The organism is Roseovarius amoyensis (genome assembly GCF_003260265.1).
In the GTDB taxonomy this organism is placed as follows: Bacteria; Pseudomonadota; Alphaproteobacteria; order Rhodobacterales; family Rhodobacteraceae; genus Roseovarius; species Roseovarius amoyensis.
In genome coordinates this window covers 1-26,581 of record NZ_QITQ01000011.1, presented here as the reverse complement: position 1 = coordinate 26,581, position 26,581 = coordinate 1, and the positions used below count along the sequence as shown (strand labels likewise).

Below are 26,581 nucleotides of genomic sequence, written 5' to 3'. Positions count from 1 at the left end.
GACGTTTCTGTGTCATCCCCAACTTATTGCGGTTATCCCCAACAAATCGCTTTACAGGTATTCCAAATGCCTCCACCATATCTGGTATGGGTCAGGTGGGTACACCCCCGATCCTAGAGCAGGCACCGAGCGTTTGGGGTGCTGTCCACCCCCGGCGCTATGCAACAAAACGAGGTGGCGGCATGACCTTTTCCGAGCAGTTCCTGCACGACGACCTGCATCCTATTGATATCGTCGAGCATCTGGCCGAACATCACGACTGGGAATTTGACCGCATTGGCGACGACCAGATCGCAATGGCGGTCGAAGGCCAGTGGCGCACCTATTCCGTCACCCTGGCCTGGTCGGGCTATGACGAGACCCTGCGCCTAGTCTGCACCTTCGAGATGGAGCCGCCCGAGGACAAGCATGCCGTTCTCTACGAGACCCTGAACGAGGCCAATGACAAATGCTGGGCCGGCGCCTTTACCTATTGGGCCGAGCAAAAGCTGATGGTCTACCGTTACGGGCTGGTCATGGCGGGGGCCGGCGGTGTCTGCCCCGAGCAGGTGGATACGCTGATCGGCACCGCCGTTCACAGCGCCGAACGCTTTTACCCCGCCTTTCAACTGGCCGTCTGGGGCGACCGCACCCCGCGCGACGCCATGCAGGTGGCCATGGCAGAGGCGTATGGCCGCGCCTGAACGCCACCCCTGAACGCCACCATTGAAACCGCGCATGCCCGGGCGTAACACTTGGTCCGGATTCACCGGATTTGCCGGGGCAAGATAGGGGTGCGGGATGAGCCTTTTGGATGTGGCGCGTGACGGTCTGGTCTTGCTGGGCTGCGGCAAGATGGGGTCTGCGATGCTGGCCGGCTGGCTTGACCGGGGGCTGCCGCCGGGCGCGGTGCACGTGATTGACCCCAACCCGTCGGACTGGCTGCGCTCGACCGGTGTCGCGCTCAATGGAAAGCTGCCGCAAAAACCGTCGATTGCGTTGGTCGCGGTCAAGCCGCAGATGATGGGCGATGCGCTGCCCGCGCTGGCGGCGCTGGGCGGGGGCGGCACGCTGTTCCTGTCGGTCGCTGCGGGCACTCCGATTGCCGCCTACGAGGCCGCGATGGGCGAGGGTACGCCGATTGTCCGCGCCATGCCCAACACCCCGGCGGCGGTGGGCCGGGGCATCACCGCCATCATCGGCAACGCCCACGCCACCGAGGCGGATCTTTCCGCGGCTGAGGAACTGCTTGGCGCCGTGGGCCAGGTGGTGCGGCTGGAAAGCGAAGACCAGATGGACGCAGTGACCGGGCTTTCGGGTTCCGGCCCGGCCTATGTCTTTCACATGATCGAATGCATGGCCCGCGCGGGCGAGGCGCAGGGGCTTGCCCCCGATCTGGCGATGCAACTGGCCAAAGCCACCGTTGCCGGCGCCGGCGCACTGGCCGAGGCCGCAGACGAAACCCCGGCACAGCTGCGCGTCAACGTCACTAGCCCCAACGGCACCACCCAGGCCGGGCTGGAGGTGCTGATGGATGATGCCGCCGGCCTGCCGCCGCTGATGGAACGTACTGTGGCCGCCGCCGCGAACCGGTCGAGGGAGCTGCGCAATGACTGACCGGATCACCTTTGACGATTTCCTCAAGGTCGATATCCGGGTTGGCCGGGTGGTGCGGGCCGAACCGTTTCCCGAGGCACGCAAGCCCGCGATCAAGCTGTGGGTCGATTTCGGCCCCGAGATCGGCGAACGCAAAAGCTCGGCGCAGATCACCGCGCATTACACGCCCGACGGCCTGATCGGCAAACAGGTGATGGCGGTCGTCAACTTCCCGCCGCGCCAGATAGGCCCCTTCATGTCAGAGGTTCTGGTGCTGGGCGTGCCCGACGCCGATGGCGAAGTGGTGCTGATTTCGCCCGATCAAGACGTGCCCGAAGGGGGGCGGATGCACTGATGCGCGTGCTGTTTACCTGCCGCTATCCCGATGCGGTGATCGCCCGCGCCGAGGAACACTTCGAGGTCGAGGTCCGCGAAGACCGGACGCCGCTGAAACCGGGCCAGATGCGGGCCGCGCTGACGCTTTATGACGGGGTGGTGCCGACGCTTGGCGATGCCTTTACGGCCGAGGTGTTCGATGGCGCAGAGGGATCGCGCTGCAAGGTGCTGGCCAATTTCGGTGTCGGCTACAACCATATCGACGTGGCGGCGGCGCGGGCGTCGGGCATCACCGTGACCAACACCCCGGGTGCCGTGACCGACGCCACCGCCGACATCGCGCTGACGCTGATGCTGATGACCGCCCGCCGCGCGGGCGAGGGCGAAAGGCTGGTGCGCGCGGGCAAGTGGGCCGGCTGGACCCCGACACAGTTGCTGGGGCTGCACATGACCGGCAAGACGGTGGGGATCATCGGCCTGGGCCGGATCGGGCAGGCGATCGCCCGGCGCTGTCATTACGGCTTTGGCATGAAGGTGCTTTACGTCAACCGCTCGGCGCGCGAGACCAGTTTCGCCGCCACCCGGGTGGAAACGCTGGCAGAGCTGGCGCAGGCGGCGGATTTCGTTGTCGTGGCGGTGCCGGGCGGGGCCGAAACGCACCACCTTATCGGGGCGGATGTCTTTGCCGAGATGCAGCCGCATGCCTTTTTCATCAACATTGCGCGGGGCAACGTGGTTGACGAGGCCGCGCTGATCTTGGCCCTGCAGGCGGGGGAAATCGCGGGGGCCGGGCTGGACGTCTACGAACATGAACCGCAGGTGCCCGAGGCGCTGAGGGCGATGGAAAACGTCACGCTTCTGCCGCACTTGGGCACCGCCGCGTTGGAAGTGCGAGAGCAGATGGGATTCATGGCGGTCGACAACCTGGTGGCTGCGCTGAACGGTGAAACGCCCCCCAACCTGGTGAACTGACGCTGGCGCCGGTCCAGGCGGATGGATTGCGCGGGCAAACAAGGGGATGGTGGGCAGATGGGAATGTCATTCGCGGTCAATGGCGAATTCTCGCCGCTGCATCATGTGGTGGTGGGCCCGGGGGCAGGTCTGATCCTGCACGATTTCTGGCGCGAGATCGGCGATACCTTCGTTACGGCGGGGATGCGCAACCAAACCCGGGCCGAGCAAATCGCCGGCACCGCCGACCTGCTGGCCGGCTGTCGGGTGGACGAGGTGACCTTTGACGTCGTGCCGTCTACCGGCGGGTCGTTTTTCTGCGCCACCCTGCCGCTGCGGCGGGGCTGAGGCCCGAACCCGATTTACCCGGCAGCAAGGTTGCACTATCACGCTGCCGACTGACCCAAGGAAAGGCGCGTCCATGTCCGGCCACGGCACCCCCATCCCAATGACCTCTCACGCCTCGACCGGGCTTTCGGGTCAGGCCGATGTGCCTGGTGACAAGTCGGTATCGCACCGCGCTCTGATCCTGGGCGCGCTGAGCGTGGGCGAAACGAAAATCACCGGCCTGCTGGAAGGTGAGGATGTGCTCGACACCGCCGGCGCCATGCGCGCCTTTGGTGCCGAGGTAACACGCGACGATGACGGTACCTGGCATGTGCACGGTGTCGGCGTCGGCGGCTTTGCCGAGCCCGAACAGGTCATCGACTGCGGCAACTCGGGCACCGGGGTGCGGCTGATCATGGGGGCGATGGCGACCTCGCCCATCTCGGCCACCTTTACCGGCGATGCCAGCCTCAACTCCCGGCCAATGGCGCGGGTGACCGACCCGCTGGCGCTGTTCGGTGCGCGGGCGGTGGGGCGTGCGGGCGGGCGGCTGCCGATGACCATCGTGGGCGCGGCCGACCCGGTGCCGGTGCGCTATGCCGTGCCCGTCCCCTCTGCACAGGTGAAATCGGCGGTGCTGCTGGCGGGGCTGAACGCGCCGGGCGAAACCGTGGTGATCGAGAAGGAGGCGACGCGCGACCATACCGAGCGGATGCTGGCGGGGTTCGGCGCACATATAGCCACCGAGGTGATCGATGAGGGCCGGGTCATTACCCTGACGGGCCAGCCGGAACTGCGCCCGCAGACCATCGCGGTGCCGCGCGACCCCAGCTCGGCCGCCTTTCCCGTCTGTGCCGCGCTGATCACCGAAGGGTCGGACGTCTTGGTGCCGGGGATCTGTCTGAACCCCACGCGCGCCGGGCTCTTTACCACGCTGATCGAGATGGGCGCGGATCTGAGCTATGAAAACCCCCGCGACGAGGGGGGCGAGCCGGTGGCCGACCTGCGCGCGCGGTTTTCACCCGGCCTGAACGGGGTCGAGGTGCCGCCCGAGCGCGCCGCCAGCATGATCGATGAATACCCGGTGCTGTCGGTCGTCGCCGCCTTTGCCGAAGGGCAGACCATGATGCGCGGCGTCAGGGAATTGCGGGTCAAGGAAAGTGACCGCATCGACGCGATGGCGACGGGCCTGCGCGCCTGTGGCGTCAGCGTCGACGAGGGCGAGGATTGGTGGACGGTACATGGCCGCGGCCACGGTAACGTGCCGGGCGGGGCCACCTGCGCCGCAAGGCTCGATCACCGCATCGCCATGTCGTTCCTCGTGCTGGGACTCGCGACGCAAAAACCCGTCAGTGTTGATGACGCCACGCCGATTGCCACGTCGTTTCCGGTTTTCGAGCCCCTGCTGAAAGGGCTTGGTGCGGATATCCGGCGCGACTGACCGGCTGCGCCCCGGCCACACGTTGGCGCGGCTCCTGGGGATGAAAATGGGTATTTTCAACCAGAAAGAAGCAGGGGCGCCTTTCCGTGTTTCTTTCTGGTTCGAAATACCCCGGGGGAGTCCCGGACATGGTCCGGGACGGGGGCAGCGCCCCCTGCAAAGGGTTCTCAGATAGGCGCCGCCGGGCAGTTCAGTCGCCGCTGCCCATGCTGCCACTGGCCCGCCCTGCGCCGTGGGCGGCCTCAATGAAGGCGCGGATGAGGTTGGCATCCTTGATCCCCGGCGCGCTTTCGACGCCTGACGATACATCGACCTGCCGCGCGCCTGTGGTCCGGATCGCGGTGGCGACATTTTCGGGCGTCAACCCGCCGGCCAGCATCCACGGCACCGGCCAGCGTCGCCCCGAAAGCAGCGCCCAGTCGAACGCCTGCGCGTTCCCGCCGGGGCGATCTGCGCCTTGCGGGGGCTTGGCGTCGATCAGCAACTGGTCGGCGACGCGGGCATAGAAATCTATCTGGGTCAGGTCCTCGGGGCCTGCGATGCCAATCACCTTCATCACCGACAGCCCGTAGCGCGCCTTGACCTCGCGTACGCGGGTGGGGCTTTCATGGCCGTGAAGCTGCAGTATGTCGATGGCGGCCGTGCCGGTGATCGCGTCCAGCAGGGCGTCGTCGGCGTCAACGGTCAGCGCCACCTTGGCGATGCCCTCGGGCACCGACAGCGTCAGCGCCGCCATTTCTTCCAGTTCCAGGTGGCGGGGGGATTTGGGAAACGACACGAACCCCAGATAGGCCGCGCCCGCCACGATGGCGGCGGGAATGTCGGCGGGGTCGGTCAGTCCGCAGATCTTGACCCGAATGTCGGAGGTCGTCATGACGAATGCCTTACCCGGCCTTGTCCAGCAGGGCCAGCACCTCGTCCTGGTCCTTGTGACGCTCGCCCTTGAGGCGGCGCAGCTCGGCCTTGAGCCGCTCCATCTCGCGCGCCTGCCGGGCGGCGGCGGCGCGTTCGCCGGCCTCGCGGATCCATTCCCAGATCAGACCGACGATGAGCCCGGCCAGCACCCCGCCGAACATCACGATGAAAAGCGGCACCTCGTAGACCGGGTTGATCGCGGCCAGGCTGGACAGCTCGCCAGGCAGGATCTGCACCTGCACGATGCCGCGATTGGCCAGCGCGACAAGGATGAGGGCGATCGCGAAGATCGCGATAGAGGCGTAGCGGATGTAACGCATCAGGCCTTTCCGTTCAGGCGATCACGCAACAGTTTGCCGGTCTTGAAAAAGGGCACGTGTTTTTCCTCGACCTCGACCGCGTCGCCGGTGCGCGGGTTGCGCCCCATGCGGGCGTCGCGCTTCTTGACCGAAAAGGCGCCGAAGCCGCGCAGTTCGACCCGGTTCCCATTGGCCATGGCGTCGGTGATTTCGTTGAATATGGTGTTCACGATGCGCTCGACATCGCGCTGTATCAGGTGTGGGTTTTCGTCGGCGATCTTCTGAATCAGTTCCGATCGAATCATCGGCTGTCTCCCCGGGTGGTCTGTTCTGGCAGGCCTGGCAGTCCGGTAAACTATAGATAGAAATCAGAAAAACAGAAATAGCCAGAGTGACCGGAGCGAGCGTGAAATTGCTCTTTTTGGGCGGTTTGAGCCGGGCAAGCCCCGCCGCGGGGTCCGCTTTGCCCATGCCGGGGTGCGCCGCAGTGCAGCGAAGCCGCCATTGGAAAGCCATTGATTCGGCGGGAATCTGGTGCCCGGGCGGGCGGCTGCGGCGGCCTGTTCGGATGTGAAAAGGCCCCGCCGGGGTGCCGGCGGGGCCTTTGTTGTTGCCGCTGCTTGCGCAATCCGCCTTTCGGCGGCTGGGCGCGGTATCAGTCGTCGTTGTCGCCCTTCAGAGCGGCGCCAAGGATATCGCCCAGCGAAGCGCCCGAGTCCGAGCTGCCATACTGTTGCACGGCTTCCTTTTCTTCGGCGATTTCGCGGGCCTTGATCGACAGACCCAGGCGGCGGGTCTTGGGGTCGACATTGGTGACGCGCACATCGACCTTGTCACCGACCGAGAACCGCTCGGGCCGCTGTTCGGAACGGTCGCGGGAAAGGTCGGACCGGCGGATGAAGGATTTCAGCCCGTCATAGGTCACCTCGATGCCGCCATCCTCGATCGAGGTGACCTCGACGGTGATGATCGAGCCGCGTTTGACGCCGCCCACGGCCTCGGCGAACTTGTCACCGCCCAGTGCCTTGATCGACAGCGAGATACGTTCTTTCTCGATATCGACTTCCGACACGACGGCCTTGACCACATCGCCCTTCTTGTAGCTCTGGATCGCGTCTTCGCCGCGTTCGTCCCAGCTGAGGTCGGACAGGTGAACCATGCCATCGATTTCGCCCGGCAGGCCAATGAACAGGCCGAACTCGGTGATGTTCTTGACCTCGCCCTCGACCTCGGTGCCGACGGGGTGGGTTTCGGCGAACACTTCCCACGGGTTGCGCATGCACTGCTTCAGCCCGAGGCTGACGCGGCGCTTGGCCGGGTCGATTTCCAGCACCATGACCTCGACCTCCTGAGAGGTGGAGACGATCTTGCCGGGGTGGATGTTCTTCTTGGTCCAGGACATTTCCGAGACGTGCACCAGCCCCTCGACCCCCGGCTCCAGCTCGACGAAGGCGCCGTAGTCGGTGATGTTGGTGACGCGGCCGGCATGGACCGAACCCAGCGGGTATTTGACCGCAACCAGGTCCCACGGATCTTCCTGCAGCTGTTTCATGCCCAGGCTGATGCGGTGGGTTTCCTTGTTGATCTTGATGACCTGCACCTTGACGGTCTCGCCGATCGAAACGATCTCGGAGGGGTGGTTCACCCGCCGCCAGGCCATGTCGGTGACGTGCAGCAGCCCGTCAACACCGCCCAGATCGACAAAGGCGCCGTATTCGGTGATGTTCTTGACCACACCGTCGACGGTGTCGCCCTCGGTCAGCTTGGCGATGACCTCGGCGCGCTGTTCGGCGCGGCTTTCTTCCAGGATGGCGCGGCGGCTGACAACGATGTTGCCCCGGCGGCGGTCCATCTTGAGGATCTGGAAGGGTTGCTTGAGACCCATCAGCGGGCCGGCGTCGCGCACCGGGCGCACATCGACCTGAGAGCCGGGCAGGAACGCCACGGCGCCGCCCAGATCGACGGTAAAGCCACCCTTGACGCGGCCAAAGATCGCGCCCTCGACGCGGGCATCGTCGGCATATGCCTTTTCCAGGCGGTCCCAGGCGGCTTCGCGTCGGGCCATTTCACGGCTGATCACGGCTTCGCCGCGGGCGTTCTCGGCAGCGCGCAGATACACCTCGACCTCGTCACCGACAGAGATGTCGGGCGCTTCGCCGGGATTTGCGAATTCCTTGAGCTCGACGCGGCCTTCCATCTTGTAGCCGACGTCGATGATGGCTTGTCCCGCCTCGATGGCGATGACCTTGCCCTTGACGACAGAACCCTCATCGGGCGTGTCCATTTCGAGGCTTTCGTTCAGTAGGGCCTCGAACTCTTCCATGCTTGTATTCTGAGCCATGTGGCGTCGTTTTCCTTTTACATCGGTTTTTCTGGCCGCGCGGTTGTCTCCGCCGGTCTTGGGGTTTCGTTGGTCAGACGGAACATAAAACAAAGAGGGCCGGAGGCTCCGACCCTGCTCGTCTCTATTGCTTCATGGCGGTTCCGCCTTGTCGACAGGGCGCTGTCTACACGCGCGCGCCCCTTATTTCAAGCGATTTTACTGATCTGCTGTGCGGCTTGCCCCGAGGCGTTGAGATCCCGCGCAAGCATTGCGGCCTCGACTTTCGACAGTCGAACAAGCGCCGCCTCCGGTCCCGCCTCCCGGCGGGCCTTGTTCCAGATTTTCAATGCCGATTGCGGTGACCACGGCAACGCGGCCTCTCTGAGCCACGCGCGCAAGGGGGGCGGCAGGGTGTCAAAGTGATGCATGGGGCTTCCGGCCCGACGTCGGGCAAGGCTTGAAGAGAGGTTGCGAGGCATGATCTTAGGGCGTGTTACGTTATCACATATCATATATGAGAAAGACCAACCGCCCGCAATCCCATTGTCAGGAAGGCGCCTCAGCGCTGCTGAGCCTCGACCGCCGCAATCGCCGACGCGATCGCCTCGTCTATTGACATGTCGCTGGTGTCCAGCACCATCGCATCCGATGCTGGGCGCAGCGGGGCCTCGGCGCGGGCGCTGTCGCGTGCATCGCGCTGGCGCAGGTCCTCGGCTACTTCTTCAAGCGTGATATCATGGCCGGTTTCCACCAGCTCCTTGTGGCGGCGGTGGGCGCGCACCGCGTCAGAGGCGGTGACGTACAGCTTTACCTCGGCATCAGGGCAGATCACCGTGCCGATATCGCGCCCGTCCAGCACCGCGCCGCCGTCCCTGAGGGTGAAGGCGCGCTGAAAATCCACCAGCGCGCGGCGGACATCGGGCATGGCGGCCACGCGGCTGGCGGCGCGGGCGACCTCTGGCGTGCGCAGCCCGTCGGTGGCCAGGTCCTCGGCGCGCAGGTTTTCAGCGGCGGTCACCGGATCGACCCCGTCGAGCGTGCGCCGCGCCACCGCGCGGTAAAGCAGCCCGGTATCGAGATGGGCAAAGCCGAAATGCGCCGCCACCGCCTTGCTGATGGTGCCCTTTCCAGCCGCCGCCGGCCCGTCGATTGCCACCGTGAACGCCATGTGCTGCCCCGTCATTCGCCGTTCCGGACCAGCTATCGCATCCGGGGCCTGGCCTCAAGCGGTGGCAGGGGTGTGGGCTACCCCCGCCTGCGCCTGCGCCGCCCCACAGTGCCGCCTTGGGAGCCGGCGTTGAAGCTGACCTCGGGCAGTGTCACCACCTTGCGCAGTTCGGGGAAGGGGGCGGTCTTGTGCGGGATGGCGTTTGCGGCGACGAAATGTTCCTGGAATTTCGGCTCGATTGCGGTTTCGACCTTGGTGATTTCGCGCACGGTGCGCTCTATCTCGGTCCGCGCGGCGATGTTGCACAGCGCGATCCGTGCACCGGTGCCGGCGGCGTTGCCGGCGCTGGTGACCTTGTCGAGCGGAACGTCTGGGATCATCCCCAGCACCATCGCGTGCAGGGGCGAGATATGCGCGCCAAACGCGCCGGCCAGCACCACCCGGTCGACCTTGTCCACGTTGCGGGCATCCATCAGCAGCCGCGCCCCGGCATAAAGCGCCGACTTGGCCAGCTGGATGGCGCGCACGTCGCCCTGGGTGACGGTGATGCGCGGCCCGCTGTCGGCGGTGGCATCGTGGATCAGATAGGCATGGGTGCGCCCCTCTGGCACGCAGCGGGCGGTGCCGGTGCGTTCGGCCGAGCCAATAAGTCCGCTTTCATCCATCAGCCCGGCAAGGCGCAGCTCGGCCACCGCCTCGATGATGCCAGAGCCGCAGATGCCGGTGATGCCGGTCTGGGCGGTTTCCTCCCAAAATCCCTCTTCGTCAGACCACTTGTCGCAGCCGATCACGCGAAAGCGCGGCTCGCGCGTCTCAACGTCGATGCGAATGGCCTCGATGGCGCCGGGGGCGGCGCGCTGGCCGGATGAAATCTGTGCGCCTTCAAAGGCCGGGCCGGTGGGTGACGAACAGGCCAGAACCCGGCTGCGGTCGCCAAGCAGGATTTCGGCGTTGGTGCCCACATCGACGATCAGCGCCAGGTCGTCGGACTTGTCTGGTGCCTCGCTCAGCGCCACGGCGGCGCAGTCGGCGCCAACATGGCCGGCGATGCAGGGCAGGAAATAGGTGCGCGCGCGCGGGTTGATCGACACCAGGTCAAGTTCGCGGGCGTCCATCGAGATGCTGTCCGAGGTGGCCAGTGCAAACGGCGCCTGGCCCAGTTCCACCGGGTCGATGCCCAACAACAGGTGATGCATCACGGGGTTGCAGACAAAGACCGTCTCGACGATCAGCTGCGGGTCGATCCCGGCCTCTTCCGCCACGTCCACGGCCAGCGCGTCGAGCGCCTCGCGCACGGCGCGGGTCATCTCGACGTCGCCGCCGGGGTTCATCATCGAATAGGAAACCCGGCTCATAAGATCCTCGCCAAAGCGGATCTGCGGGTTCATGACGCCGGCGCTTGCCTTGACATCGCCGGTGACGAGGTCGGTCAGATGGGCGGCGATGGTGGTGCTGCCCAGGTCGATGGCCAGGCCGTATAGCCCGCCTTCGTGCAGGTCGGGCCAGATTTCCAGCACCCTTGCGGCATCGTCCTTGTGCGACTTGTGCAGCGCCACGGTGACGCGGAATTTACCCTTTCGCAGCGTCTTTTGCAGCTTGCTCAGCAGGGTTGTGTCGGCGCGGATCGCCTCGACCCCCCATTCCGATTTCAGCGCGCGTGCGAGGCGTTCCAGGTCGCCGGTGGGCTCGTGCATATCGGGCTCGTCCACCTCGACGAAATAGAGCCGCGTCGCCGGGTCCATCTCGATCACGCGGGCGGTAGCGGCCTTGCGCACCACCTGCCGGTGGACCTGGCTTTCTGGCGGCACGTCGATCACCACGTCGTGCATGATCTTTGCCTGGCAGCCCAGTCGCCGCCCCTCTTTCAGGCCGCGTTTCTGGTCATAGCGTTCCTCGACCGCGTTCCATTCCGACAGCGCGTCCTGTTCGACGGTGACGCCGTGCTTGGGGAATTCGCCATAACTGGGCGTGATCTGGCACTTGGAACAGATGCCGCGCCCGCCGCAGACCGAATCAAGATCGACACCCAGCTGTCGCGCCGCCGTCAGCACCGGCGTGCCGGCGGGAAACCGGCCGCGTTTGCCCGACGGGGTGAAAACAACAAGAGGATCGGTGGTCATGGCGCGCAGCCCCCAAAAAAGATCACTGTCTTCCGCAACATAATGTGTGCCGTGGCGGGCGGAAGGCTGCAACCGGCAAATTCCTGCCTCATGACGTCATCACAGCCGTGCTCTGTCACCCTCGCGGCCCGTTCGGGCGGCTTGTTCAGGCTTCTTTCTGGTTGCAAATACCCACAAGGCGGGACGGCAGCCGAAAGTGTGCCGCCGGGGTGGCGCGCGCAGGAAATCACTGGAAAACCGCCGGCGCGTTCCATATGGGTATGCGGCAAGTCACAAAGGGGCCACGCATCATGAACGACCTATTCAACTCTTTCATGACCGGGCCGGACGACAAGGGCCGGTTCGGCCAGTTCGGCGGCAGGTTCGTGTCGGAAACGTTGATGCCGCTTATCCTGGAACTGGAAGAGCAGTACGAGCGGGCCAAGACCGACCAGGATTTCTGGGACGAGATGCAGGACCTGTGGACCCACTATGTCGGCCGTCCCAGCCCGCTCTATTTTGCCGAGGGGCTGACCGCGCATCTGGGCGGGGCCAAGGTCTATATGAAGCGTGATGAGCTGAACCACACCGGCGCGCACAAGATCAACAACGTGCTGGGCCAGATCCTGCTGGCGCGGCGCATGGGCAAGACCCGCATCATCGCCGAGACGGGTGCCGGCCAGCACGGCGTCGCAACAGCGACGGTCTGTGCCAAGTTCGGGCTGAAATGCGTCGTCTACATGGGCGCGCATGATGTCGAGCGGCAAAAGCCCAACGTTTTTCGCATGCGCCTGCTGGGTGCCGAGGTGGTGCCGGTGACAAGCGGGCGCGGCACGCTCAAGGACGCGATGAACGACGCGCTGCGCGACTGGGTGACCAATGTGCGCGATACCTTTTATTGCATCGGCACCGTGGCCGGGCCGCATCCCTATCCGGCGATGGTGCGCGACTTCCAGTCGATCATCGGCAAGGAGGTGCGCGAGCAGATGCAGGCGGCCGAGGGGCGCCTGCCCGATACGCTGATCGCGGCGATCGGCGGGGGATCGAACGCGATGGGGCTGTTCCATCCGTTCCTCGATGACAAGGACGTGCGCATCATCGGTGTCGAGGCGGGCGGCAAGGGCGTCAACGCCAAGATGGAGCATTGCGCCAGCCTGACCGGCGGGCGGCCCGGCGTTCTGCACGGCAATCGCACCTATCTGTTGCAGGACGATGACGGGCAGATCCTGGAAGGGTATTCGATCTCGGCGGGGCTGGATTACCCCGGTATCGGGCCCGAACACAGCTGGCTGCACGATACCGGGCGGGCGGAATACGTGGCGATCACCGATGTCGAGGCACTGGAGGCGTTTCAGCTTTGCTGTCAGACCGAGGGGATCATTCCCGCGCTGGAACCCTGCCACGCGCTGGCCCACGTGACGAAGATCGCGCCGGAACTGCCGGGCGATCATATCATCTGCATGAACATGTGCGGGCGTGGCGACAAGGACATCTTTGCCGTCGCGCGGCACCTGGGCTTTGAGATGAGCGAAGGCGGCTGAGCCGGGCACTGGCTAGGTGTCTCGGATGTCGAAAATCGGCGACATGAGCTGATCTTGAGTGAGGGTGGGGGCTTCACCCCCCCACCTGCGGCCGAGGACCGCCCCCGGCACTACAGACCTCCTGCCTCAGGCCTTGAACACCTCGTCCACAGGCACCTGCAGGGCGCTGACCAGCGCGTTGGTCTGTGACGCCATGCCGATCACGGCAAGCAATTCGCCATACTGTGCCTCGGTCATGCCTTTGGCGCGGGCGCTGGCGGTGTGGGAATGGGCGCAGTATTCGCAGGCATTTGCGGCCGAGACGGCGATATAGATCATCTCCTTGGTCAGCGGGTCGAGCGCACCGTTCCCCATCACCACCTTCAGCCGCTCCCACGTCGCCTTTAGCAGCGCCGGGTCATGCGCCAGCGCGCGCCAGAAATTGTTGATGAAATCGGTGCCGCGGGTGGCGCGGATATCGTCGAAGACGGCGCGCACCTCGGGGTTGGCGTCGTCATCGGAAATCAGGGTCACTGTGGCCATCAAAGGGTCCTTCTTGTCGGGGCTATTGCGGGGCGTGCTGCCTGAGAATTTCCAGCGGGACGATGTTGAGCGCGCTTTCATGCGTGGCTTCGAGACGCACCTGCGGCGCACAGCCTTCGTCATGAGCCTGCAAAAAACGCGCAGCGCACAGGCACCACTGATCGCCGGCCTTGAGGCCGGGAAAATCGAACTCGGGCCGCGGGGTCGACAGGTCATTGCCGACATACTTGGAATAAGCCAGAAATTCGGCCGTCATCAGCGCGCAGACGGTGTGGCTACTGCTATCCTCGGGGCAGGTATTGCAGTGGCCGTCGCGGAAAAAACCGCTGACCGGATCCTTTGAGCAGAGTTCAAGCGTTCCGCCCAGTACGTTGATCGCCTTATCCTTGCGGATCATGGATGCCTCGCTGACATGTTGGTACGGGATGAGCGTAGCATCCGCCCGGCATGGTGCAAGGGGCAGGATGAGCGGACAGGGGATGCGGCCCAGCGCATTGAGGCGGGCCGGCATCCCCTGCCTCCTCCGGCCTGCCCGGTGGATCAGACGGGCAGGCCCCGCCCGCGACCAGAGAAAACTCCGGTGCGGATCCGCGGGTTACTTGAAGGCGCAGCCCGGCCGCAGGCAGAACAGGCGCAAGACGAGCGCTGCAGGGCAGAACCCGGTAAAGGCCGACTGGATCAGGTTGAGGCCGATGAAGGCGGTGAACCACATCCAGAGCGGCGACACCCAAAGGGTCAGCCCCAGGCTGAGCAGGATCATCACGCCTGCAAATGCCAGTACCACGCGATCAAGGGTCATGACGGTATCCTTTCGTAAAACAGGTCTTTGCGCAATACTTATGGGGCGGGCCAAACATATGTGGGGCGGGCCAAACATATGCAATATAATGAATGCAAGATGCCGCACCCGGTCGGCCCGGGCAAGCGCAATCTGGCTCAGCGAAAACGGTCCATGAGCTTTTGCAGGGGGGTGCGGTCTTCGGCCTCGTCCGTTTCGGGTTTGCCGGTCGAGGCCTTGCCGGGCTTTGCCGCCGCTGCGGGGACGCCTTCGCGCGCGGGGGCCATGCGCCGGGCGACAGCGTTCATGAACTTGTCGGCATGGCCCGCCGCAAGTTCCGGCGCGCCCTCGGCGATGCCGCGCAGCAGATCGTCCAGCCAGCCCTGGTCGGCCTTGGCGAAATCCTGCAGCACGTAACCGCTGACCAGTTCCTTGCGCCCCGGATGCCCGATGCCAAGGCGCACGCGTCGGTAGCTCTCGCCGATGTGCTGGTGGATGGAACGCAGGCCGTTATGGCCGGCGTGCCCGCCGCCGGTCTTGACCCGCAGCTTGCCCGGCGCAAGGTCCAGTTCGTCATGAAAGACGGTGATGTCGGCGGGGCCAAGCTTGTAGTACCGCATTGCCTCGCCGACCGATTGGCCGGACAGGTTCATGAATGTCGTGGGCTTGAGCAACAGCACCTTGTCAGTTCCTAGGCGGCCCTCGGCGACCTCGCCCTGGAAACGGGCTTTCCACGGGGTGAACCCGTGTTCCGACGCGATCCGGTCGACGGCCATATAGCCGATATTGTGCCGGTTGCCGGCGTATTTCGCCCCCGGATTGCCCAGCCCCGCGAAGATCTGCATGGCGGTGTCGCGCCCCCTTTGCCTGCGCTCTGTTTAGGCGGCGCCGAGCGATGGATCAACTGTTGCCCCGGCTTATCGGGTCCGGCGAAACAAAAAACGCGGGGGCGGCCGATGCCGCGCCCCGCGTTCTGAAAGATCCGGTGCGATGCCCGGCTTATTCCTCGGCGCCGCCCTCGGCTGCGTCCTCGGTGTCACCGACGGTTGGAACTTCGGTGGTTTCTTCGCCCTCTTCGGCGTCATCGTCGGCCGCAAGAACGGTCGGGGCGGAAACGCTGCAGATGATGAAGTCGCGGTCGATGGTGGGCTTGGCGCCCTCGGGCAGGGTGACCTGGCTGATGGTGACGGAATCGCCAATCTCCAGCCCGGACAGGTCAACGGTGACCTTTTCGGGAATGTCGCCGGCGGTGACCAGCAGCTCGATCTCGCCGCGCACCACGGTCAGAACGCCGCCCTTGCGCAGGCCCGGTGTCTCTTCTTCGTTGATGAAGTCGACCGGGATGAAGAGGTTGATCTTGGTCGTGCGCCGCAGCCGCATCAGGTCCAGGTGCGTCGGCAGGTCCTTGACCACGTCGCGCTGCACGTCGCGGCAGATAACCCGCACGTCTTCGTGTCCGTCAACCTTGAGGTTGAAGAGCGTCGACTTGAAGCGGCCTGCCCGCAGTTTCGTCAGCAGTTTGTTGAACGGAATGTTGATCGGCAGCGGGTCTTTGTCGCCACCGAATACGATCCCCGGAACCATGCCTTCGCGGCGTGCTGCACGAGCGGCGCCCTTGCCCGTCCCCGTGCGTTCCTGGGCGTGAAGATCAGGAATTTCTCCAGCCATTTTGATATCTCCAAGATAGGGCGGAGTGCCTCCAAGGCTGTCACCCCGCGTGAAGCCGCGCGTATAGACTGGATCGGGGGCGTTGGAAAGCCGTAAATTGGCCGCTGCGGCGCCGGCGGCGTGCGCAAACCTGTCAGCGCCGGCGGGCGGCGTCCAGTGCGGCGCGAAATACCTCGCGGCTGCCGATCTGGTTGGCGAGGATCAGGATCAGCCGGGCGTTGAGGGCGGCGCTTTCGGTCTCTGACAGCCCCTCATGTGCGGCCAGCAGGTCGGCATAAAGGTTGTCGGGCGCATCGATGTTGGGGGAAAGGACGAGGCGGGTCATGGCGTGGCTCCGGTCGCGCGCGACAGCGCGGTGGCGATGGTGGCGGGGGTGGCGTTGGCCCATCGGGCGGCGACATGCTGATCGGGGCGGATGAGATAGAGCGCGCTTGGCGCGTCACCAAGGTAGCGCGCGCGCAGTTCGTCATCGGGGTCGGCCACGCTCAGCGGTGTGGTGCCGGGCACCTGCGGCGCCTGCACGCCCAGGCCCATCAGGGTAAACCCGCGACCCAGGCGATCGAGCAGAAAGCCGGTTTCGAACGTCGCATCTGGGCAGGGGGCGCCAGGGCGTGACCGCGCCGGGCCGCCGGGCAGCGCGTCGGGCGTGTTGAGCGGCGATCCGTCATGGGTGGCCGGCAGAGACAGGCGGCCGGAATTTACCAGCGGACGGGCGAATTCATGGCGCTCCGACAGGTCAAGCACCGCGTCGCGGAAAATCCGGCTCATCGCCGATTTGGGCGTGATGAAATCGGTCGAGCGGGTCGAGTTGAGGATGTTTTCATCGGCGGCCTGCACGCGCTCGGCGTCGTAGCTGTCCAGCAATGCCTCGGGCGCGTCGCCGGCGATCACCGCCGCCAGTTTCCAGCACAGATTGTCGGTGTCCTGAAGGCCGGAATTGGCTCCGCGCGCCCCAAAGGGCGACACCTGGTGCGCGGCGTCCCCGGCAAAGACGACGCGGCCGTGGCGAAACCGTTCCATGCGGCGGCACTGGAACGTGTAGATCGACACCCATTCGAGATCGAAGGTCACCTCCGGCCCCAGCATCTGGCGCACCCGCGCCTTGACGCGCACTGGCTCCTTCTCGCGCTCGCGGTCGATGTCCCAGCCCAGTTGCAGGTCGATCCGCCAGACCCCGTCGGGCTGTTTGTGCAACAGCGCCGACTGGCCGGGGTTGAAGGGCGGGTCGAACCAGAACCAGCGTTCGGTCGGAAACTCTGCCTGCATGGTCACGTCGGCGATCAGGAAATTGTCTTCGAATACCCGGCCGGTAAAGCCGAGGCCGAGATGTTCGCGCACGGGCGAGCCGGCACCGTCGCAGGCGATCAGCCAGTCGGCCTGCAGCGCATAAGGCCCCTCGGGGGTGTCGATGGAAAGTGCGACGTGATCGTCATGCGCTTTGACCCCGGTCACGCGGTTGCCCCCGCGCAGGTCAATCGGCGCGCCCTCGGCCTGCAACTCGCGCAAGCGGGCCACCATGTCCTGTTCCAGGTGGTATTGCTGCAGGTTGATGAATGCCGGGCGGCGGTGGCCGGTTTCGGGCAAGAGGTTGAATTCGTAAACCTTTCGGTCGCCAAAGAACACTTTGCCCAGGTTCCATTGCACGCCCTTCTCGACCAAGGTTTCCCCCATGCCCAGCCGGTCGGCAATTTCGAGCGTGCGCTTGGCAAAGCAGATCGCCCGCGAGCCGTGCGAAACCTTGTCGTTCTCGTCCAGCACCACCACCGGCACGCCGCGCTGACCGAGGTCGAGCGCTGCCGCCAGCCCCACCGGACCCGCGCCGACGATGACCACCGGATGACGCACCGGCGTGGCGGCGTCCTGGTCGGCGCTGCGGGCATAGGGGTAAAGCGGTTTTTCGAAAATCTGCGTCATGGCCTTTCCTCCCTTGGCCCTGACCCTCTTTGGCGGGTTCAGCCTTGCAGGGCCTCCCACATCTCGATGTCGCGCTGGGCGGTCCAGATGCGGGGGGTGTCGATGCCACGGGCCTCGTCATAGGCGCGGGCGACGTTGAAGGGCAGGCAGTGCTCGTAAATGGCGTAGTCAGCGAACTTGGGGTCGCAGGCGGCGCGCACCGCGTCCCATGCCTCTTTCAAGGTGCCGCCACGGGCGGCGACACGGGCCGCCGGCGCATAGGTGGAGGCGACGAAATCGCGGGTGTTCTCGATCGCGGCGTTGACCATTTCGCGCCCCATCAGCGCATCGCCCCGCCCCGGCGCGATGGCATCGACGTCGAACCACTTGATTTCGTCCAGCGTGTCGCCCCAGTCGCCGAAATGCCCGTCGCCGCAATAGCAGGCGGAATGGTATTCGACGATGTCGCCGGTGAACATCACGTTCTCGTCGGGCACATGAATGACGATATCGCCGGCGGTGTGCGCCCGCCCGAGATGCATCAGGTCGACCCGCCGGTTGCCGAGGTAAACGGTCATCCGGTCGGAAAAGGTTGTCGTGGGCCAGGTCAGGCCGGGGATGCTCTCATGCCCTTCGAACAGGCGGGGAAAGCGCTGGAATTCGCTGTCCCAGTCCTCTTGCCCGCGCTCGGCGACCATCGCGCGCGCGGTGTCGGACATGATGATCTGGTCGGCGCCATAGGCGGCTGCCCCCAGCACCCGCACCGCGTGGTAATGGGTCAGCGCCAGATGGGTGATCGGCTTGTCCGTCACCTGGCGGATGCGGGTAATGACCTCCTGCGCCAGCCGGGGGGTGGCCTGCGCCTCGATCACCATCACCGAATCGTCACCGATGATGACGCCGGAATTGGGGTCGCCCTCGGCGGTGAAGGCCCACAACCCGCGCCCCACCTCGGTGAACGAGATGGTCTTTTCGCTCAGGTCGCCCTGGGATGCGAATTTCTTGCTCATGTCAGTGCCTCCACGCTTTGATCGATGGTGCCGAACAGGGATAGGCCGGCATCGTCTTCCATCCATATCCTGACCCGGTCGCCGGCGCCAAGAAAGGGGGTTCGGGGTTCGCCCGACATAATGGTCTCCACCATCCGCTGTTCGGCAATGCAGGAATAGCCCCTGCCGCCCTGCGCCACGGGTTTGCCCGGCCCGCCGTCCTTGTCGCGGTTCGATACCGTGCCCGACCCGATGATCGTGCCGGCGGCCAGCGCCCGTGTCTTTGCCGCGTGGGCGATGAGCGTCGGAAAGTCAAAGGTCATGTCCACCCCGGCATCGGCACGGCCAAAAGGTGCGCCGTTCAGATCGACACGGATCGTCCCCGACAGATGCCCGCCATCCCAGCCCGGCAACGCGCGCGGATCGACCGCCAGCGGCGAGAATGCGCAGGCGGGCTTGGACTGAACAAAGCCGAACCCCTTGGCCAGCTCATCCGGGATCAGCGCCCTGAGCGAGATGTCGTTGCACAGCATCACCAGCCGGATCGCATCGTGCGCCTGCGCGGGCGTGGCGCCCATGGGCACGGGGCCGGTGATCACGGCCACCTCGGCCTCAAAATCCATGCCCCAGTCGCGCGCGCCCCTGATCGGCGCGGTGGGGGGCAGGAACCCGTCCGATCCGCCCTGGTACATCAGCGGGTCGTGCCAGAAACTGTCGGGCATCTGCGCACCCCGCGCCCGGCGCACCAGCTCGACATGGTTCACATAGGCCGACCCGTCGAGAAACTGATAGGCCCGTGGCAACGGTGACAGGCAGCGGGCAGGATCAAACGGTTGCTCCGGCCCCGGTGGCGGCATTTCCGCCCCGTCGAGCATCGCCTGCAGCGTCATGCCCGGAAGCGGGCGGCAGGTGGCCAAGTCTTCGGACACGATCGCAAGCCGTCCGTCAGGCGTGCCGTTGTCGAGGGTGGCGTATCTCATCGCATATTCCCCGCGCCGTTTGCTGCCCTGCCATTCATACTACCGAAATTGCACAAGAACTCGGTCATTTTCGGCCGGATGTCCCGTCGAACTTCTTTTCGATGTCGGCCCAGCAATCGATATAATCATCCTGCAACGGCGCCTCTTGCGCGGCAAAGCGGGTCAGGTGCTGCGGAAAGCGCGTCTCGAACATGAACGACATGGTGTTGTCCAGCTTTTCGGGCTTCAGCTCGGCGTTCGAGGCCTTTTCAAACGCCTCACGATCGGGGCCGTGCGGCAGCATCATGTTGTGCAGGCTCATGCCGCCGGGCACGAACCCCTGCGGCTTGGCATCGTACTGGCCATAGATGTTGCCCATCAGCTCGGACATGATGTTCTTGTGATACCAGGGCGGGCGGAACGTGTCCTCCATCACCATCCAGCGTTCGCGGAACAGCACGAAGTCGATATTGGCCGTGCCCGGCACGCCCGAGGGCGCGGTCAGCACGGTAAAGATTGAAGGGTCTGGATGGTCGAACAGGATCGCGCCGATCGGGCAGTAATTGGTCAGGTCATACTTGCACGGCGCATAGTTGCCGTGCCAGGCCACCACGTCGAGCGGGCTGTGCCCGATCTCGCAGCGGTGGAACTGGCCGCACCACTTGATGGTGACGGTCGAGGGCGTTTCGCGGTCCTCGAAGGCGGCGACGGGGGTCTTGAAATCGCGCCGGTTGGCCATGCAGTTGGCGCCGATCGGGCCGCGGCCGGGCAGGTCGAACTTCTGCCCATAGTTTTCGCACACGAACCCGCGCGCCGGCCCTTCCCCCAACTCGACCCGGTAGACCAGGCCACGGGGGATGATGGCGATTTCCTGCGGTGCGACGTCGATCACGCCCAGTTCGGTGCAGAACCGCAGCCGGCCCTGCTGGGGCACCACCAGCAACTCGCTGTCAGCGGAATAAAAATATTCGTCCACCATCGAGGCGGTGACCATGTAGATATGGCTGGCCATGCCGACCTGGGTGTTGACGTCGCCCGCCGTGGTCATCGTGCGCATGCCTGTCAGCCAGGTCAGCGCCTCGTCGGCATGGGGCACCGGGTCCCAGCGGTACTGGCCCAGCGACACCACGTCATCGACGATATGCGGGGCCGATTTCCAATAGGGCAGGTCGATCCGCGCATAGCGCGAGGAATGCTTGACCGAGGGGCGGATGCGATAGCACCAGGTGCGTTCGTTCTGGTGGCTCGGCGCGGTAAAGGCGGTGCCCGACAGCTGTTCGCCGTAAAGCCCATAGTCGCATTTCTGCGGGCTGTTCATGCCCTGCGGCAGGGCGCCGGGCAGGGCCTCTGTCTCGAAGTCGTTGCCGAAACCAGGCATGTAGCCTTCATGCGTGCCGGTGGGGGTGGCGGCGCGGGTCAGGTCGCTGGGGTGCTTATCATACATCTCCGACTCCTCTTATCGATCGGTGCTAATGGTTGATTTTGTAACTAACAAGGGCTAGCGCAATCGGCATGACGGATGACGATGACGACGATTTCGACCTGGACCTATTCCTGCCCTACCTCCTGAACCAGGCGGCCGAGGCCGCGGGGCGGGATTTTCAGGCGGTCTACAAGGCCCGCTACGGCATCGGCCGCAGCGAATGGCGGGTGTTGTTTCACCTGGGCCAGGATGGGCCCTTGACCGCCAAGGAGATCGCCAGCCGCGCCATGATGCACAAGACCAAGATCAGCCGCGCGGTGGCGGCGCTGGCGGTGCGGCGGTTCCTGACGCGCGAACGTTCGGAAACCGACCGCCGGTGCGAGCACCTGCACCTGACGCCCGCCGGGCAGGCGGCCTATCGCGACCTGCGGCGCGAGGCGGCGCGCTATGACGCGCGCCTGGTGTCGCGTTTCGCGCCCGAAGAGTCGGCGCAGCTGCGCACCATGCTGCGCCGTCTTTCCGGCGCGCGCTGAGCCCGTGGACGGGCTTTACATTCACCCGCGATTGCCGTTTTCCTGACGGCCATGACCGACCACGCAAAGGGCCTTTTGATCACGACGCTGGGCGTCCTGTTCGTGGTGCCGGATTCGCTGTTTGTCCGGCTGATAGAGGCCGAACCGATAGTAATCGCCTTCTGGCGCGGGCTGACCTCGGGGGTGATCATCCTGGCGGTGGTGCTGGCGCTGCAGGGCACGGGCGGGTTTCGCACGGTGCTGCGCGGCGGCTGGCCGGTCGCGGTCTACGTTGTGCTGATCTCGTTCACCTCGCCGGGGTTCGTGCTGGCGGTCAGCAATACCAGCGTCGCCAACGTGGTTTTCATATTTGCATCGATGCCGATCTTTTCGGCCATTTTCGCCCGCGTGTTTCTGGGTGAGCCGATCAGCCGCCGGGTGGTGCTGACGATGCTCGTCGTCATCGCCGGGCTGGGCATCATCGCCTATGGCTCGTCCGAAAACGCCGTCGCCTCGTGGCGGGGGGACATCTTTGCGGTGATGGTCTGCGCGGCTTATGCCGGGGCGCTGACAGCGGTGCGGCGGTTGCGCGCGATCTCGATGATTCCGGCGATCCCGATTGCGTATCTGCTGTCGGCGGCGGTGATCGCACCCTTCGTGGCGTCCGGCGCGCCGGTGGCGGCGCAGTGGCACCTGCTGCTGGGGCATGGCGCGTTCATCGCTGCGGCGACCTGCCTGATGACGCTGGGGGCGCGGTATCTCAGCCCGCCCGAGGTCGCGCTGCTGATCTTGCTGGAATCGGTGCTGGCGCCGCTCTTGGTCTGGGCGGTGGTGGGCGAGGACCCGGGGCGCTGGGCGATCCTGGGCGGGGCGGTGGTGCTGGGCGCGCTGCTGGTGTCCAACATGGTGGCGCTGCGTCGCCGCCGGGAGATGGCCTGAAACGGGCCTGGAAGGAGGAGAAGATGGAGGAAGACGACAGCGGCGGCAGCGCCCCGTGTTTCGCTCACGAGCTGGTGGGCGGCTTTGCCGTAGATCAGGAGACCTGGCGCGATGTGCGGCGCTTTCGCGTGTCTGAGCGCGCGCGGCTATACGCCCGGCGCAAGGAGCTGACACAGGACGAACGCGCGGCCCAGTCGGCTGCGGTCGCGGCGGGGCTCGATACCCTGCTGCCCGAATCTGCGGGCAAGGTGGTGGCCGGGTACTGGCCGATCCGAGGAGAGCTGGATTTGCGCGACTGGATGGGCCGGGCGCATGTGTCGGGGGCACGCCTGGCCCTGCCGGTGGTGCTGGAAAAGGGCCAGCCGGTCGAATTCCGCGCCTGGGCGCCGGGCGCGGCGATGGAGCGCGGCATCTGGAACATCCTGGTGCCGGCAGAGGGCGAGGCGCTGCTGCCCGACGTGGTGATCGTGCCGCTGGTGGGGCTGGACCGGGATCTTTATCGGCTGGGCAATGGCGGGGGCTATTACGACATGACGATCGCGGCCTGCGATCCGCGCCCCAGGCTGATCGGGGTGGGGCAGGATTTCTGCCGCATCAGCACGATCTTTCCGCAGCCTTGGGACATCCCGATGGATTGCGCGGTGCTGGGGGATGTCACGGTATCGGGTGCGGACGGGGGATAGTGGCGTATTGCTCTGTGGCTTGTCTATCTCGCCCGGTCCGCTTGCGGGCCGGGCATGCGCCTTCCCGCCCCATGGCGGGCGCATTCGCGCCCACCCGGGCAGTTGCATGCCCTGTGGTTGGAGATGCCGAATACGGACAGTCTAAACGCCCCGAAAACAATCAGCTTTGATTGATATGGTGATACCTGTAACTGGGACCCTCAGAAATCGGCCGTGACGCCGGGCAGCTTGAGGGCGTTGATCAGGTCGCGCAACTCCTGCCGCGCTGCAACGTTCGAGATGTTGAGCTGCTTGACCCCGATATCCTTGAGGTCCAGCAGCGTCAGCCCGCGCGGAAACAGCTCGCGGAATATGACCCGCTCGTGAAATCCCGGCGCGGTGCGAAAACCGATGCGGCGGGCGAGGTTTTCCAGCGCGCGCCCCATCTTTTCCTTGTTGACCATCTGCTGCGCCCCCAACCGGTTGCGCACCACCACCCAGTCGATCGGCTTCAGCCCCGCCTGGGCCCGCAACTGCCGCGCGTTCCACACCATCTCGGAATAGACCGAGGGGCCGAGGATGGTCTGCCCGTCGCTGTCGACATGGGCCAGCAGGTCGAAATCGATGAAACTGTCATTGAGCGGCGTGATCAGCGTGTCCGCAAGGCTGTGGGCGACCTGGCTGAGCCGCGTGTGCGAGCCGGGACAGTCGATCAGGATGAAATCGCTGTCGGGCTCCATCTCGGCCACGGCGGCGGATAGCCGGCGGTCATAGATGTTTTCACCCGGCTGCAGCGCCGACTGGTCGATCTCGGGCAGGTCGCGCCAGGACGGCCCCGGCAGTGACAGCCCGGACTTTTCCATGAACCGGGCGCGGTTGGTGATGTAGGTGCCCAGCGTCTTTTGCCGCAGGTCGAGGTCGAGCGCGCTGACCTTGCGCCCCAGCCGCGACAGCGCCGCGGCGACGTGCATCGACACGGTCGACTTGCCGGCGCCGCCCTTTTCATTGCCCACGACGATGATATGCGCCATGCCCGTAGCCCTTCATTCAAATGCCCGGATTTGGCCGGTGCTTTTGGCATGCTACCATATGTTGTATGTGGCTCGCCGTGAAGCGGGATATGCGCTTTGCCTCGGGATTATTGCATTTGCGCCATCGCCAAGCCCAGACGCGAGACGAAAACGCCGCCCCTGGGGGCGGCGCCTGATCTTTGCATCGGGTGAAAGGGATCAGAATCCCAGGCCCGAGTATTTGTTCTTGAACTTCGACACGCGGCCGCCGGCATCCATCAGACGGGTGCCGCCACCGGTCCAGGCCGGGTGCACGGTCGGGTCGATGTCAAGCGACAGCGTGTCGCCCTCGTTGCCGTAGGTCGAACGCATCTGTATCACGGTGCCATCGGTCATCTTGACGTCGATGACGTGATATTCGGGATGGATATCTTTTTTCATCTCTGGCTTCCTCAGGCGGATGCGCCGGTCTTCGGCTTGTAGTTGGTGTCCTCGGCGATCCGGGCCGATTTGCCCCGGCGCGAGCGCAGGTAATACAGCTTGGCGCGGCGCACGCGGCCGCGGCGGACCACGGTGATGCTTTCGATATTGGTCGAATAGAGCGGAAAGATGCGTTCCACGCCTTCGCCAAAGGAAATCTTGCGAACGGTGAACGAACCGGCGATGCCGCTGCCGTTCTTGCGGCTGATGCACACACCTTCAAAGTTCTGCACCCGGCTGCGGGTGCCTTCGGTCACCTTGTAACCGACGCGCACGGTGTCGCCGGGTTTGAAATCGGGAACTTCTTTCCCGAGCGAGGCGATCTGGTCGGCCTCGATCTGAGCGATAATATCCATCGCTTCTGGCTCCTAAAATGCTTGCGGTTCTGACCCGCAAAGGTGTCTCGCGTCCTCAGAGCTTCTGGTCTTCTTCCGGGTCCGCCATGTGTCCCATCCGGGGGCGCCCGCCAGAGATCAGGCCGTCATTTTGTTCTCATGCCTTGGGGCCGGAACCGCGGGAAGGGCCGAAGAAAGCCCCGCATACAATTGGTCCGGGCCACAGGGGCACGGCCCCGAGTCGGATTTCCGACCGGGACGAGCGGGGTATAGACAGGTTACGGCAAGGGATCAAGGGGTTCGTTGGCAGAAGATGTGGCAACCGGGACGGTAGCGGGTACGTCTCCGGTGAGACTGGGAAGATATGCTCCTTTGAGGGTTTGTGTGATGCAGCCGACAAGGTCGTGTTTCCAACGTGGCTTTGGACTGTCTCACGATCTTGCCCGTTTCTTGCGAAGGAATTTATTGGCCCGGTTATCAAGTATGTAGGCAAGCATGATCAGGGCACCTGAAGCGATCATAAAGCCATAAGTCGACCGGGAGAAATTCCACTGAACCAGGAGCGGATAATGAAGCGCGTATACTCCGTAAGAAATACTCGATAGCCACACCCAGCCCAACGGATAGTTTGATCCTACCCAGCGAACAAAAGATCTTACGGGCTGAATGAATGAAATCGTGACCAAAATAAATGCGAACGAAAAGTGACGAAACTGCAGGATCGGATAATGTCCAAAGTCCACAATAATATTTTCTAATATCATGATTGCAAACCATAAAACGCAAGCTGCGCCAAGGTACCCAACGGGAGCGGCCAGGTTCCTGATGTTGTATTTTCCATTTACGTAGGAGTCTCCAAGCATCGCGCCGCACCACCAAATAATGAAATATGACGGAAGGAGGAGAAAATGCTGAGGGTATATCTTGTAAAGGAGAATAAATATCAGGGAACATCCTCCGATCACATGTTGTGATAAACGGCCCCTCGAAATATAAAGCGGGAGTACTATGGGGTAAATTATGTAGAATATGGCTTCGTAAGACAGGGACCACAGGGGAGAATTACCCAAGAAGGGATTGCAGATTGTGCCGGGCACAAGACTTCCTCTGTCTTGCAAGAAAAGCAGGTTGCAGATTGCCTCCGAAAAACGGAACCGACTTGAAAATGTTCCGTCCCATAGGGAAATCGCAATACTTGCCAGGAGGGCTGCCAAAAGAACTGGATACAGCCGATATGCCCGGCGACGCGCATAGGCCCGAAGGTTGTGTGTTCGGTTCTTCTCGTTGATGTGAATTACAAAGCCGCTAACCCAACTTCAACAGTTAAACGCGTAAGTGATTGATATTATTGATGCGGGATATCTGCTTTTGCCACAACCGGGCCGTTTCAGGAGGGTGTTTTCAGGCTCAGTGCATCGAAGAGTTCCAATTGCTCC

The 26,581-nt window shown here is 64.4% G+C and carries 30 protein-coding genes and 1 pseudogene; 10 read left to right on the top strand and 21 right to left on the bottom strand.

Annotated features, from left to right (window positions below):
• The first annotated feature begins 182 nt into the window (after positions 1-182).
• From DL899_RS10950 to aroA, 6 genes are all read left to right on the top strand, one after another.
• Complete coding sequence (locus DL899_RS10950; protein ID WP_111734398.1) at positions 183-683, top strand: type III secretion system chaperone family protein; 501 nt, start codon at positions 183-185, stop codon at positions 681-683.
• 97 nt (positions 684-780) lie between these two features.
• Complete coding sequence (gene proC, locus DL899_RS10945) at positions 781-1,596, top strand: pyrroline-5-carboxylate reductase (protein ID WP_111734397.1); 816 nt, start codon at positions 781-783, stop codon at positions 1,594-1,596.
• The gene (locus DL899_RS10940) at positions 1,589-1,930 is read left to right on the top strand and encodes a tRNA-binding protein (RefSeq protein WP_111734396.1); all 342 of its coding nucleotides are present in this window, start codon (positions 1,589-1,591) and stop codon (positions 1,928-1,930) included. The genes proC and DL899_RS10940 overlap by 8 nt, the downstream gene beginning before the upstream one ends.
• The gene (locus DL899_RS10935; protein ID WP_111734395.1) at positions 1,930-2,883 is read left to right on the top strand and encodes a 2-hydroxyacid dehydrogenase; all 954 of its coding nucleotides are present in this window, start codon (positions 1,930-1,932) and stop codon (positions 2,881-2,883) included. The genes DL899_RS10940 and DL899_RS10935 overlap by 1 nt, the downstream gene beginning before the upstream one ends.
• A gap of 57 nt (positions 2,884-2,940) precedes the next feature.
• Entirely contained in the window at positions 2,941-3,210 is a 270-nt protein-coding gene (locus DL899_RS10930) for a hypothetical protein (RefSeq protein WP_162685557.1), read from the top strand.
• Between the two features lie 73 nt (positions 3,211-3,283).
• The gene (gene aroA / locus DL899_RS10925; RefSeq protein WP_111734393.1) at positions 3,284-4,630 is read left to right on the top strand and encodes a 3-phosphoshikimate 1-carboxyvinyltransferase; all 1,347 of its coding nucleotides are present in this window, start codon (positions 3,284-3,286) and stop codon (positions 4,628-4,630) included.
• Positions 4,631-4,820: 190 nt separating this feature from the next.
• On the opposite strand, the gene DL899_RS10920 is transcribed toward aroA, so the two are convergent.
• The 7 genes from DL899_RS10920 to DL899_RS10890 all read right to left on the bottom strand — a co-directional run bounded on the left by DL899_RS10920 (position 4,821) and on the right by DL899_RS10890 (position 11,455).
• Entirely contained in the window at positions 4,821-5,504 is a 684-nt protein-coding gene (locus DL899_RS10920; RefSeq protein ID WP_111734392.1) for a phosphoribosylanthranilate isomerase, read from the bottom strand.
• 10 nt (positions 5,505-5,514) lie between these two features.
• On the bottom strand, positions 5,515-5,865 hold the full coding sequence (locus tag DL899_RS10915; RefSeq protein ID WP_111734391.1) for a lipopolysaccharide assembly protein LapA domain-containing protein: 351 nt from the start codon (positions 5,863-5,865) through the stop codon (positions 5,515-5,517).
• Positions 5,865-6,149 carry an integration host factor subunit beta gene (gene ihfB / locus DL899_RS10910; protein WP_111734390.1) on the bottom strand — a complete coding sequence of 95 codons (285 nt, stop codon included), beginning with the start codon at positions 6,147-6,149 and terminating at the stop codon, positions 5,865-5,867. Before ihfB ends, DL899_RS10915 begins: the two co-directional genes overlap by 1 nt.
• A gap of 350 nt (positions 6,150-6,499) precedes the next feature.
• Complete coding sequence (gene rpsA / locus DL899_RS10905; protein WP_275426793.1) at positions 6,500-8,278, bottom strand: 30S ribosomal protein S1; 1,779 nt, start codon at positions 8,276-8,278, stop codon at positions 6,500-6,502.
• A gap of 95 nt (positions 8,279-8,373) precedes the next feature.
• Entirely contained in the window at positions 8,374-8,646 is a 273-nt protein-coding gene (locus DL899_RS10900) for a DUF6525 family protein (protein WP_111734388.1), read from the bottom strand.
• Between the two features lie 80 nt (positions 8,647-8,726).
• Positions 8,727-9,335, bottom strand: a complete 609-nt coding sequence (locus DL899_RS10895; RefSeq protein WP_111734387.1) for a (d)CMP kinase — start codon at positions 9,333-9,335, stop codon at positions 8,727-8,729.
• Between the two features lie 77 nt (positions 9,336-9,412).
• Complete coding sequence (locus tag DL899_RS10890; RefSeq protein WP_111734486.1) at positions 9,413-11,455, bottom strand: ASKHA domain-containing protein; 2,043 nt, start codon at positions 11,453-11,455, stop codon at positions 9,413-9,415.
• Between the two features lie 287 nt (positions 11,456-11,742).
• On the opposite strand from DL899_RS10890, the gene trpB reads away from it, so the two are divergent.
• Positions 11,743-12,975 (top strand): tryptophan synthase subunit beta, encoded by a 1,233-nt coding sequence (gene trpB / locus DL899_RS10885; protein ID WP_111734485.1) that lies wholly within the window; start codon positions 11,743-11,745, stop codon positions 12,973-12,975.
• 126 nt (positions 12,976-13,101) lie between these two features.
• On the opposite strand, the gene DL899_RS10880 is transcribed toward trpB, so the two are convergent.
• From DL899_RS10880 to hmgA, 10 genes are all read right to left on the bottom strand, one after another.
• Entirely contained in the window at positions 13,102-13,497 is a 396-nt protein-coding gene (locus DL899_RS10880) for a carboxymuconolactone decarboxylase family protein (protein WP_111734386.1), read from the bottom strand.
• A 22-nt stretch (positions 13,498-13,519) separates the two neighbouring features.
• Positions 13,520-13,894, bottom strand: a complete 375-nt coding sequence (locus DL899_RS10875) for a DUF2237 family protein (protein WP_111734385.1) — start codon at positions 13,892-13,894, stop codon at positions 13,520-13,522.
• Between the two features lie 198 nt (positions 13,895-14,092).
• The gene (locus DL899_RS10870) at positions 14,093-14,296 is read right to left on the bottom strand and encodes a YgaP family membrane protein (protein WP_111734384.1); all 204 of its coding nucleotides are present in this window, start codon (positions 14,294-14,296) and stop codon (positions 14,093-14,095) included.
• A 137-nt stretch (positions 14,297-14,433) separates the two neighbouring features.
• Positions 14,434-15,120: an aminoacyl-tRNA hydrolase gene (pth, locus tag DL899_RS10865; RefSeq protein ID WP_111734383.1), complete on the bottom strand. Its 687-nt coding sequence runs from the start codon at positions 15,118-15,120 to the stop codon at positions 14,434-14,436.
• 154 nt (positions 15,121-15,274) lie between these two features.
• Positions 15,275-15,943 (bottom strand): 50S ribosomal protein L25/general stress protein Ctc, encoded by a 669-nt coding sequence (locus tag DL899_RS10860; protein WP_111734382.1) that lies wholly within the window; start codon positions 15,941-15,943, stop codon positions 15,275-15,277.
• A gap of 133 nt (positions 15,944-16,076) precedes the next feature.
• A complete protein-coding gene (locus DL899_RS10855; protein ID WP_111734381.1) occupies positions 16,077-16,268 on the bottom strand; it encodes a DUF2783 domain-containing protein in 192 nt (63 codons plus the stop codon).
• Positions 16,265-17,857 carry an FAD-dependent oxidoreductase gene (locus tag DL899_RS10850; RefSeq protein WP_111734380.1) on the bottom strand — a complete coding sequence of 531 codons (1,593 nt, stop codon included), beginning with the start codon at positions 17,855-17,857 and terminating at the stop codon, positions 16,265-16,267. Before DL899_RS10850 ends, DL899_RS10855 begins: the two co-directional genes overlap by 4 nt.
• Positions 17,858-17,895: 38 nt before the next feature.
• Positions 17,896-18,846, bottom strand: a complete 951-nt coding sequence (locus DL899_RS10845) for an MBL fold metallo-hydrolase (RefSeq protein ID WP_111734379.1) — start codon at positions 18,844-18,846, stop codon at positions 17,896-17,898.
• Positions 18,843-19,805 (bottom strand): fumarylacetoacetate hydrolase family protein, encoded by a 963-nt coding sequence (locus tag DL899_RS10840; protein WP_111734378.1) that lies wholly within the window; start codon positions 19,803-19,805, stop codon positions 18,843-18,845. The genes DL899_RS10845 and DL899_RS10840 overlap by 4 nt, the downstream gene beginning before the upstream one ends.
• A 64-nt stretch (positions 19,806-19,869) precedes the next feature.
• A complete protein-coding gene (gene hmgA / locus DL899_RS10835) occupies positions 19,870-21,228 on the bottom strand; it encodes a homogentisate 1,2-dioxygenase (protein WP_111734377.1) in 1,359 nt (452 codons plus the stop codon).
• 68 nt (positions 21,229-21,296) lie between these two features.
• Here hmgA and DL899_RS10830 point away from each other — a divergent pair, with 68 nt between their 5' ends.
• The 3 genes from DL899_RS10830 to DL899_RS10820 are packed head-to-tail and all read left to right on the top strand — an operon-like array spanning position 21,297 to position 23,341.
• A complete protein-coding gene (locus DL899_RS10830) occupies positions 21,297-21,740 on the top strand; it encodes a MarR family winged helix-turn-helix transcriptional regulator (RefSeq protein WP_111734376.1) in 444 nt (147 codons plus the stop codon).
• 51 nt (positions 21,741-21,791) lie between these two features.
• A complete protein-coding gene (locus tag DL899_RS10825) occupies positions 21,792-22,658 on the top strand; it encodes a DMT family transporter (RefSeq protein WP_111734375.1) in 867 nt (288 codons plus the stop codon).
• 23 nt (positions 22,659-22,681) lie between these two features.
• Positions 22,682-23,341, top strand: coding sequence for a 5-formyltetrahydrofolate cyclo-ligase (locus DL899_RS10820; protein WP_111734374.1), 660 nt, complete (start codon positions 22,682-22,684; stop codon positions 23,339-23,341).
• 200 nt (positions 23,342-23,541) lie between these two features.
• Here the strand turns inward: DL899_RS10820 and DL899_RS10815 are convergent, their stop codons facing one another.
• From DL899_RS10815 to DL899_RS10800, 4 genes and pseudogenes are all read right to left on the bottom strand, one after another.
• Positions 23,542-24,351: a division plane positioning ATPase MipZ gene (locus DL899_RS10815; protein WP_111734373.1), complete on the bottom strand. Its 810-nt coding sequence runs from the start codon at positions 24,349-24,351 to the stop codon at positions 23,542-23,544.
• A 198-nt stretch (positions 24,352-24,549) separates the two neighbouring features.
• Positions 24,550-24,771 carry a 50S ribosomal protein L31 gene (gene rpmE, locus DL899_RS10810; RefSeq protein WP_111734372.1) on the bottom strand — a complete coding sequence of 74 codons (222 nt, stop codon included), beginning with the start codon at positions 24,769-24,771 and terminating at the stop codon, positions 24,550-24,552.
• Between the two features lie 11 nt (positions 24,772-24,782).
• Positions 24,783-25,166: a 50S ribosomal protein L19 gene (gene rplS, locus DL899_RS10805; protein WP_111734371.1), complete on the bottom strand. Its 384-nt coding sequence runs from the start codon at positions 25,164-25,166 to the stop codon at positions 24,783-24,785.
• 410 nt (positions 25,167-25,576) lie between these two features.
• Positions 25,577-26,446 (bottom strand): annotated as a pseudogene (locus DL899_RS10800) (acyltransferase family protein); the annotation flags it as partial.
• Between the last annotated feature and the right edge of the window lie 135 nt (positions 26,447-26,581).

What these genes read in the sequence shown, in the direction of transcription:
- DL899_RS10950 (WP_111734398.1), top strand. Translation starts at nt 183, where the DNA reads ATGACCTTTTCCGAGCAGTTCCTGCACGACGACCTGCATCCTATTGAT.
- proC (WP_111734397.1), top strand. Translation starts at nt 781, where the DNA reads ATGAGCCTTTTGGATGTGGCGCGTGACGGTCTGGTCTTGCTGGGCTGC.
- DL899_RS10940 (WP_111734396.1), top strand. Translation starts at nt 1,589, where the DNA reads ATGACTGACCGGATCACCTTTGACGATTTCCTCAAGGTCGATATCCGG.
- DL899_RS10935 (WP_111734395.1), top strand. Translation starts at nt 1,930, where the DNA reads ATGCGCGTGCTGTTTACCTGCCGCTATCCCGATGCGGTGATCGCCCGC.
- DL899_RS10930 (WP_162685557.1), top strand. Translation starts at nt 2,941, where the DNA reads ATGGGAATGTCATTCGCGGTCAATGGCGAATTCTCGCCGCTGCATCAT.
- aroA (WP_111734393.1), top strand. Translation starts at nt 3,284, where the DNA reads ATGTCCGGCCACGGCACCCCCATCCCAATGACCTCTCACGCCTCGACC.
- DL899_RS10920 (WP_111734392.1), bottom strand. Translation starts at nt 5,504, where the DNA reads ATGACGACCTCCGACATTCGGGTCAAGATCTGCGGACTGACCGACCCC.
- DL899_RS10915 (WP_111734391.1), bottom strand. Translation starts at nt 5,865, where the DNA reads ATGCGTTACATCCGCTACGCCTCTATCGCGATCTTCGCGATCGCCCTC.
- ihfB (WP_111734390.1), bottom strand. Translation starts at nt 6,149, where the DNA reads ATGATTCGATCGGAACTGATTCAGAAGATCGCCGACGAAAACCCACAC.
- DL899_RS10900 (WP_111734388.1), bottom strand. Translation starts at nt 8,646, where the DNA reads ATGCCTCGCAACCTCTCTTCAAGCCTTGCCCGACGTCGGGCCGGAAGC.
- DL899_RS10895 (WP_111734387.1), bottom strand. Translation starts at nt 9,335, where the DNA reads ATGGCGTTCACGGTGGCAATCGACGGGCCGGCGGCGGCTGGAAAGGGC.
- DL899_RS10890 (WP_111734486.1), bottom strand. Translation starts at nt 11,455, where the DNA reads ATGACCACCGATCCTCTTGTTGTTTTCACCCCGTCGGGCAAACGCGGC.
- DL899_RS10880 (WP_111734386.1), bottom strand. Translation starts at nt 13,497, where the DNA reads ATGGCCACAGTGACCCTGATTTCCGATGACGACGCCAACCCCGAGGTG.
- DL899_RS10875 (WP_111734385.1), bottom strand. Translation starts at nt 13,894, where the DNA reads ATGATCCGCAAGGATAAGGCGATCAACGTACTGGGCGGAACGCTTGAA.
- DL899_RS10870 (WP_111734384.1), bottom strand. Translation starts at nt 14,296, where the DNA reads ATGACCCTTGATCGCGTGGTACTGGCATTTGCAGGCGTGATGATCCTG.
- pth (WP_111734383.1), bottom strand. Translation starts at nt 15,120, where the DNA reads ATGCAGATCTTCGCGGGGCTGGGCAATCCGGGGGCGAAATACGCCGGC.
- DL899_RS10860 (WP_111734382.1), bottom strand. Translation starts at nt 15,943, where the DNA reads ATGGCTGGAGAAATTCCTGATCTTCACGCCCAGGAACGCACGGGGACG.
- DL899_RS10855 (WP_111734381.1), bottom strand. Translation starts at nt 16,268, where the DNA reads ATGACCCGCCTCGTCCTTTCCCCCAACATCGATGCGCCCGACAACCTT.
- DL899_RS10850 (WP_111734380.1), bottom strand. Translation starts at nt 17,857, where the DNA reads ATGACGCAGATTTTCGAAAAACCGCTTTACCCCTATGCCCGCAGCGCC.
- DL899_RS10845 (WP_111734379.1), bottom strand. Translation starts at nt 18,846, where the DNA reads ATGAGCAAGAAATTCGCATCCCAGGGCGACCTGAGCGAAAAGACCATC.
- DL899_RS10840 (WP_111734378.1), bottom strand. Translation starts at nt 19,805, where the DNA reads ATGAGATACGCCACCCTCGACAACGGCACGCCTGACGGACGGCTTGCG.
- hmgA (WP_111734377.1), bottom strand. Translation starts at nt 21,228, where the DNA reads ATGTATGATAAGCACCCCAGCGACCTGACCCGCGCCGCCACCCCCACC.
- DL899_RS10830 (WP_111734376.1), top strand. Translation starts at nt 21,297, where the DNA reads ATGACGGATGACGATGACGACGATTTCGACCTGGACCTATTCCTGCCC.
- DL899_RS10825 (WP_111734375.1), top strand. Translation starts at nt 21,792, where the DNA reads ATGACCGACCACGCAAAGGGCCTTTTGATCACGACGCTGGGCGTCCTG.
- DL899_RS10820 (WP_111734374.1), top strand. Translation starts at nt 22,682, where the DNA reads ATGGAGGAAGACGACAGCGGCGGCAGCGCCCCGTGTTTCGCTCACGAG.
- DL899_RS10815 (WP_111734373.1), bottom strand. Translation starts at nt 24,351, where the DNA reads ATGGCGCATATCATCGTCGTGGGCAATGAAAAGGGCGGCGCCGGCAAG.
- rpmE (WP_111734372.1), bottom strand. Translation starts at nt 24,771, where the DNA reads ATGAAAAAAGATATCCATCCCGAATATCACGTCATCGACGTCAAGATG.
- rplS (WP_111734371.1), bottom strand. Translation starts at nt 25,166, where the DNA reads ATGGATATTATCGCTCAGATCGAGGCCGACCAGATCGCCTCGCTCGGG.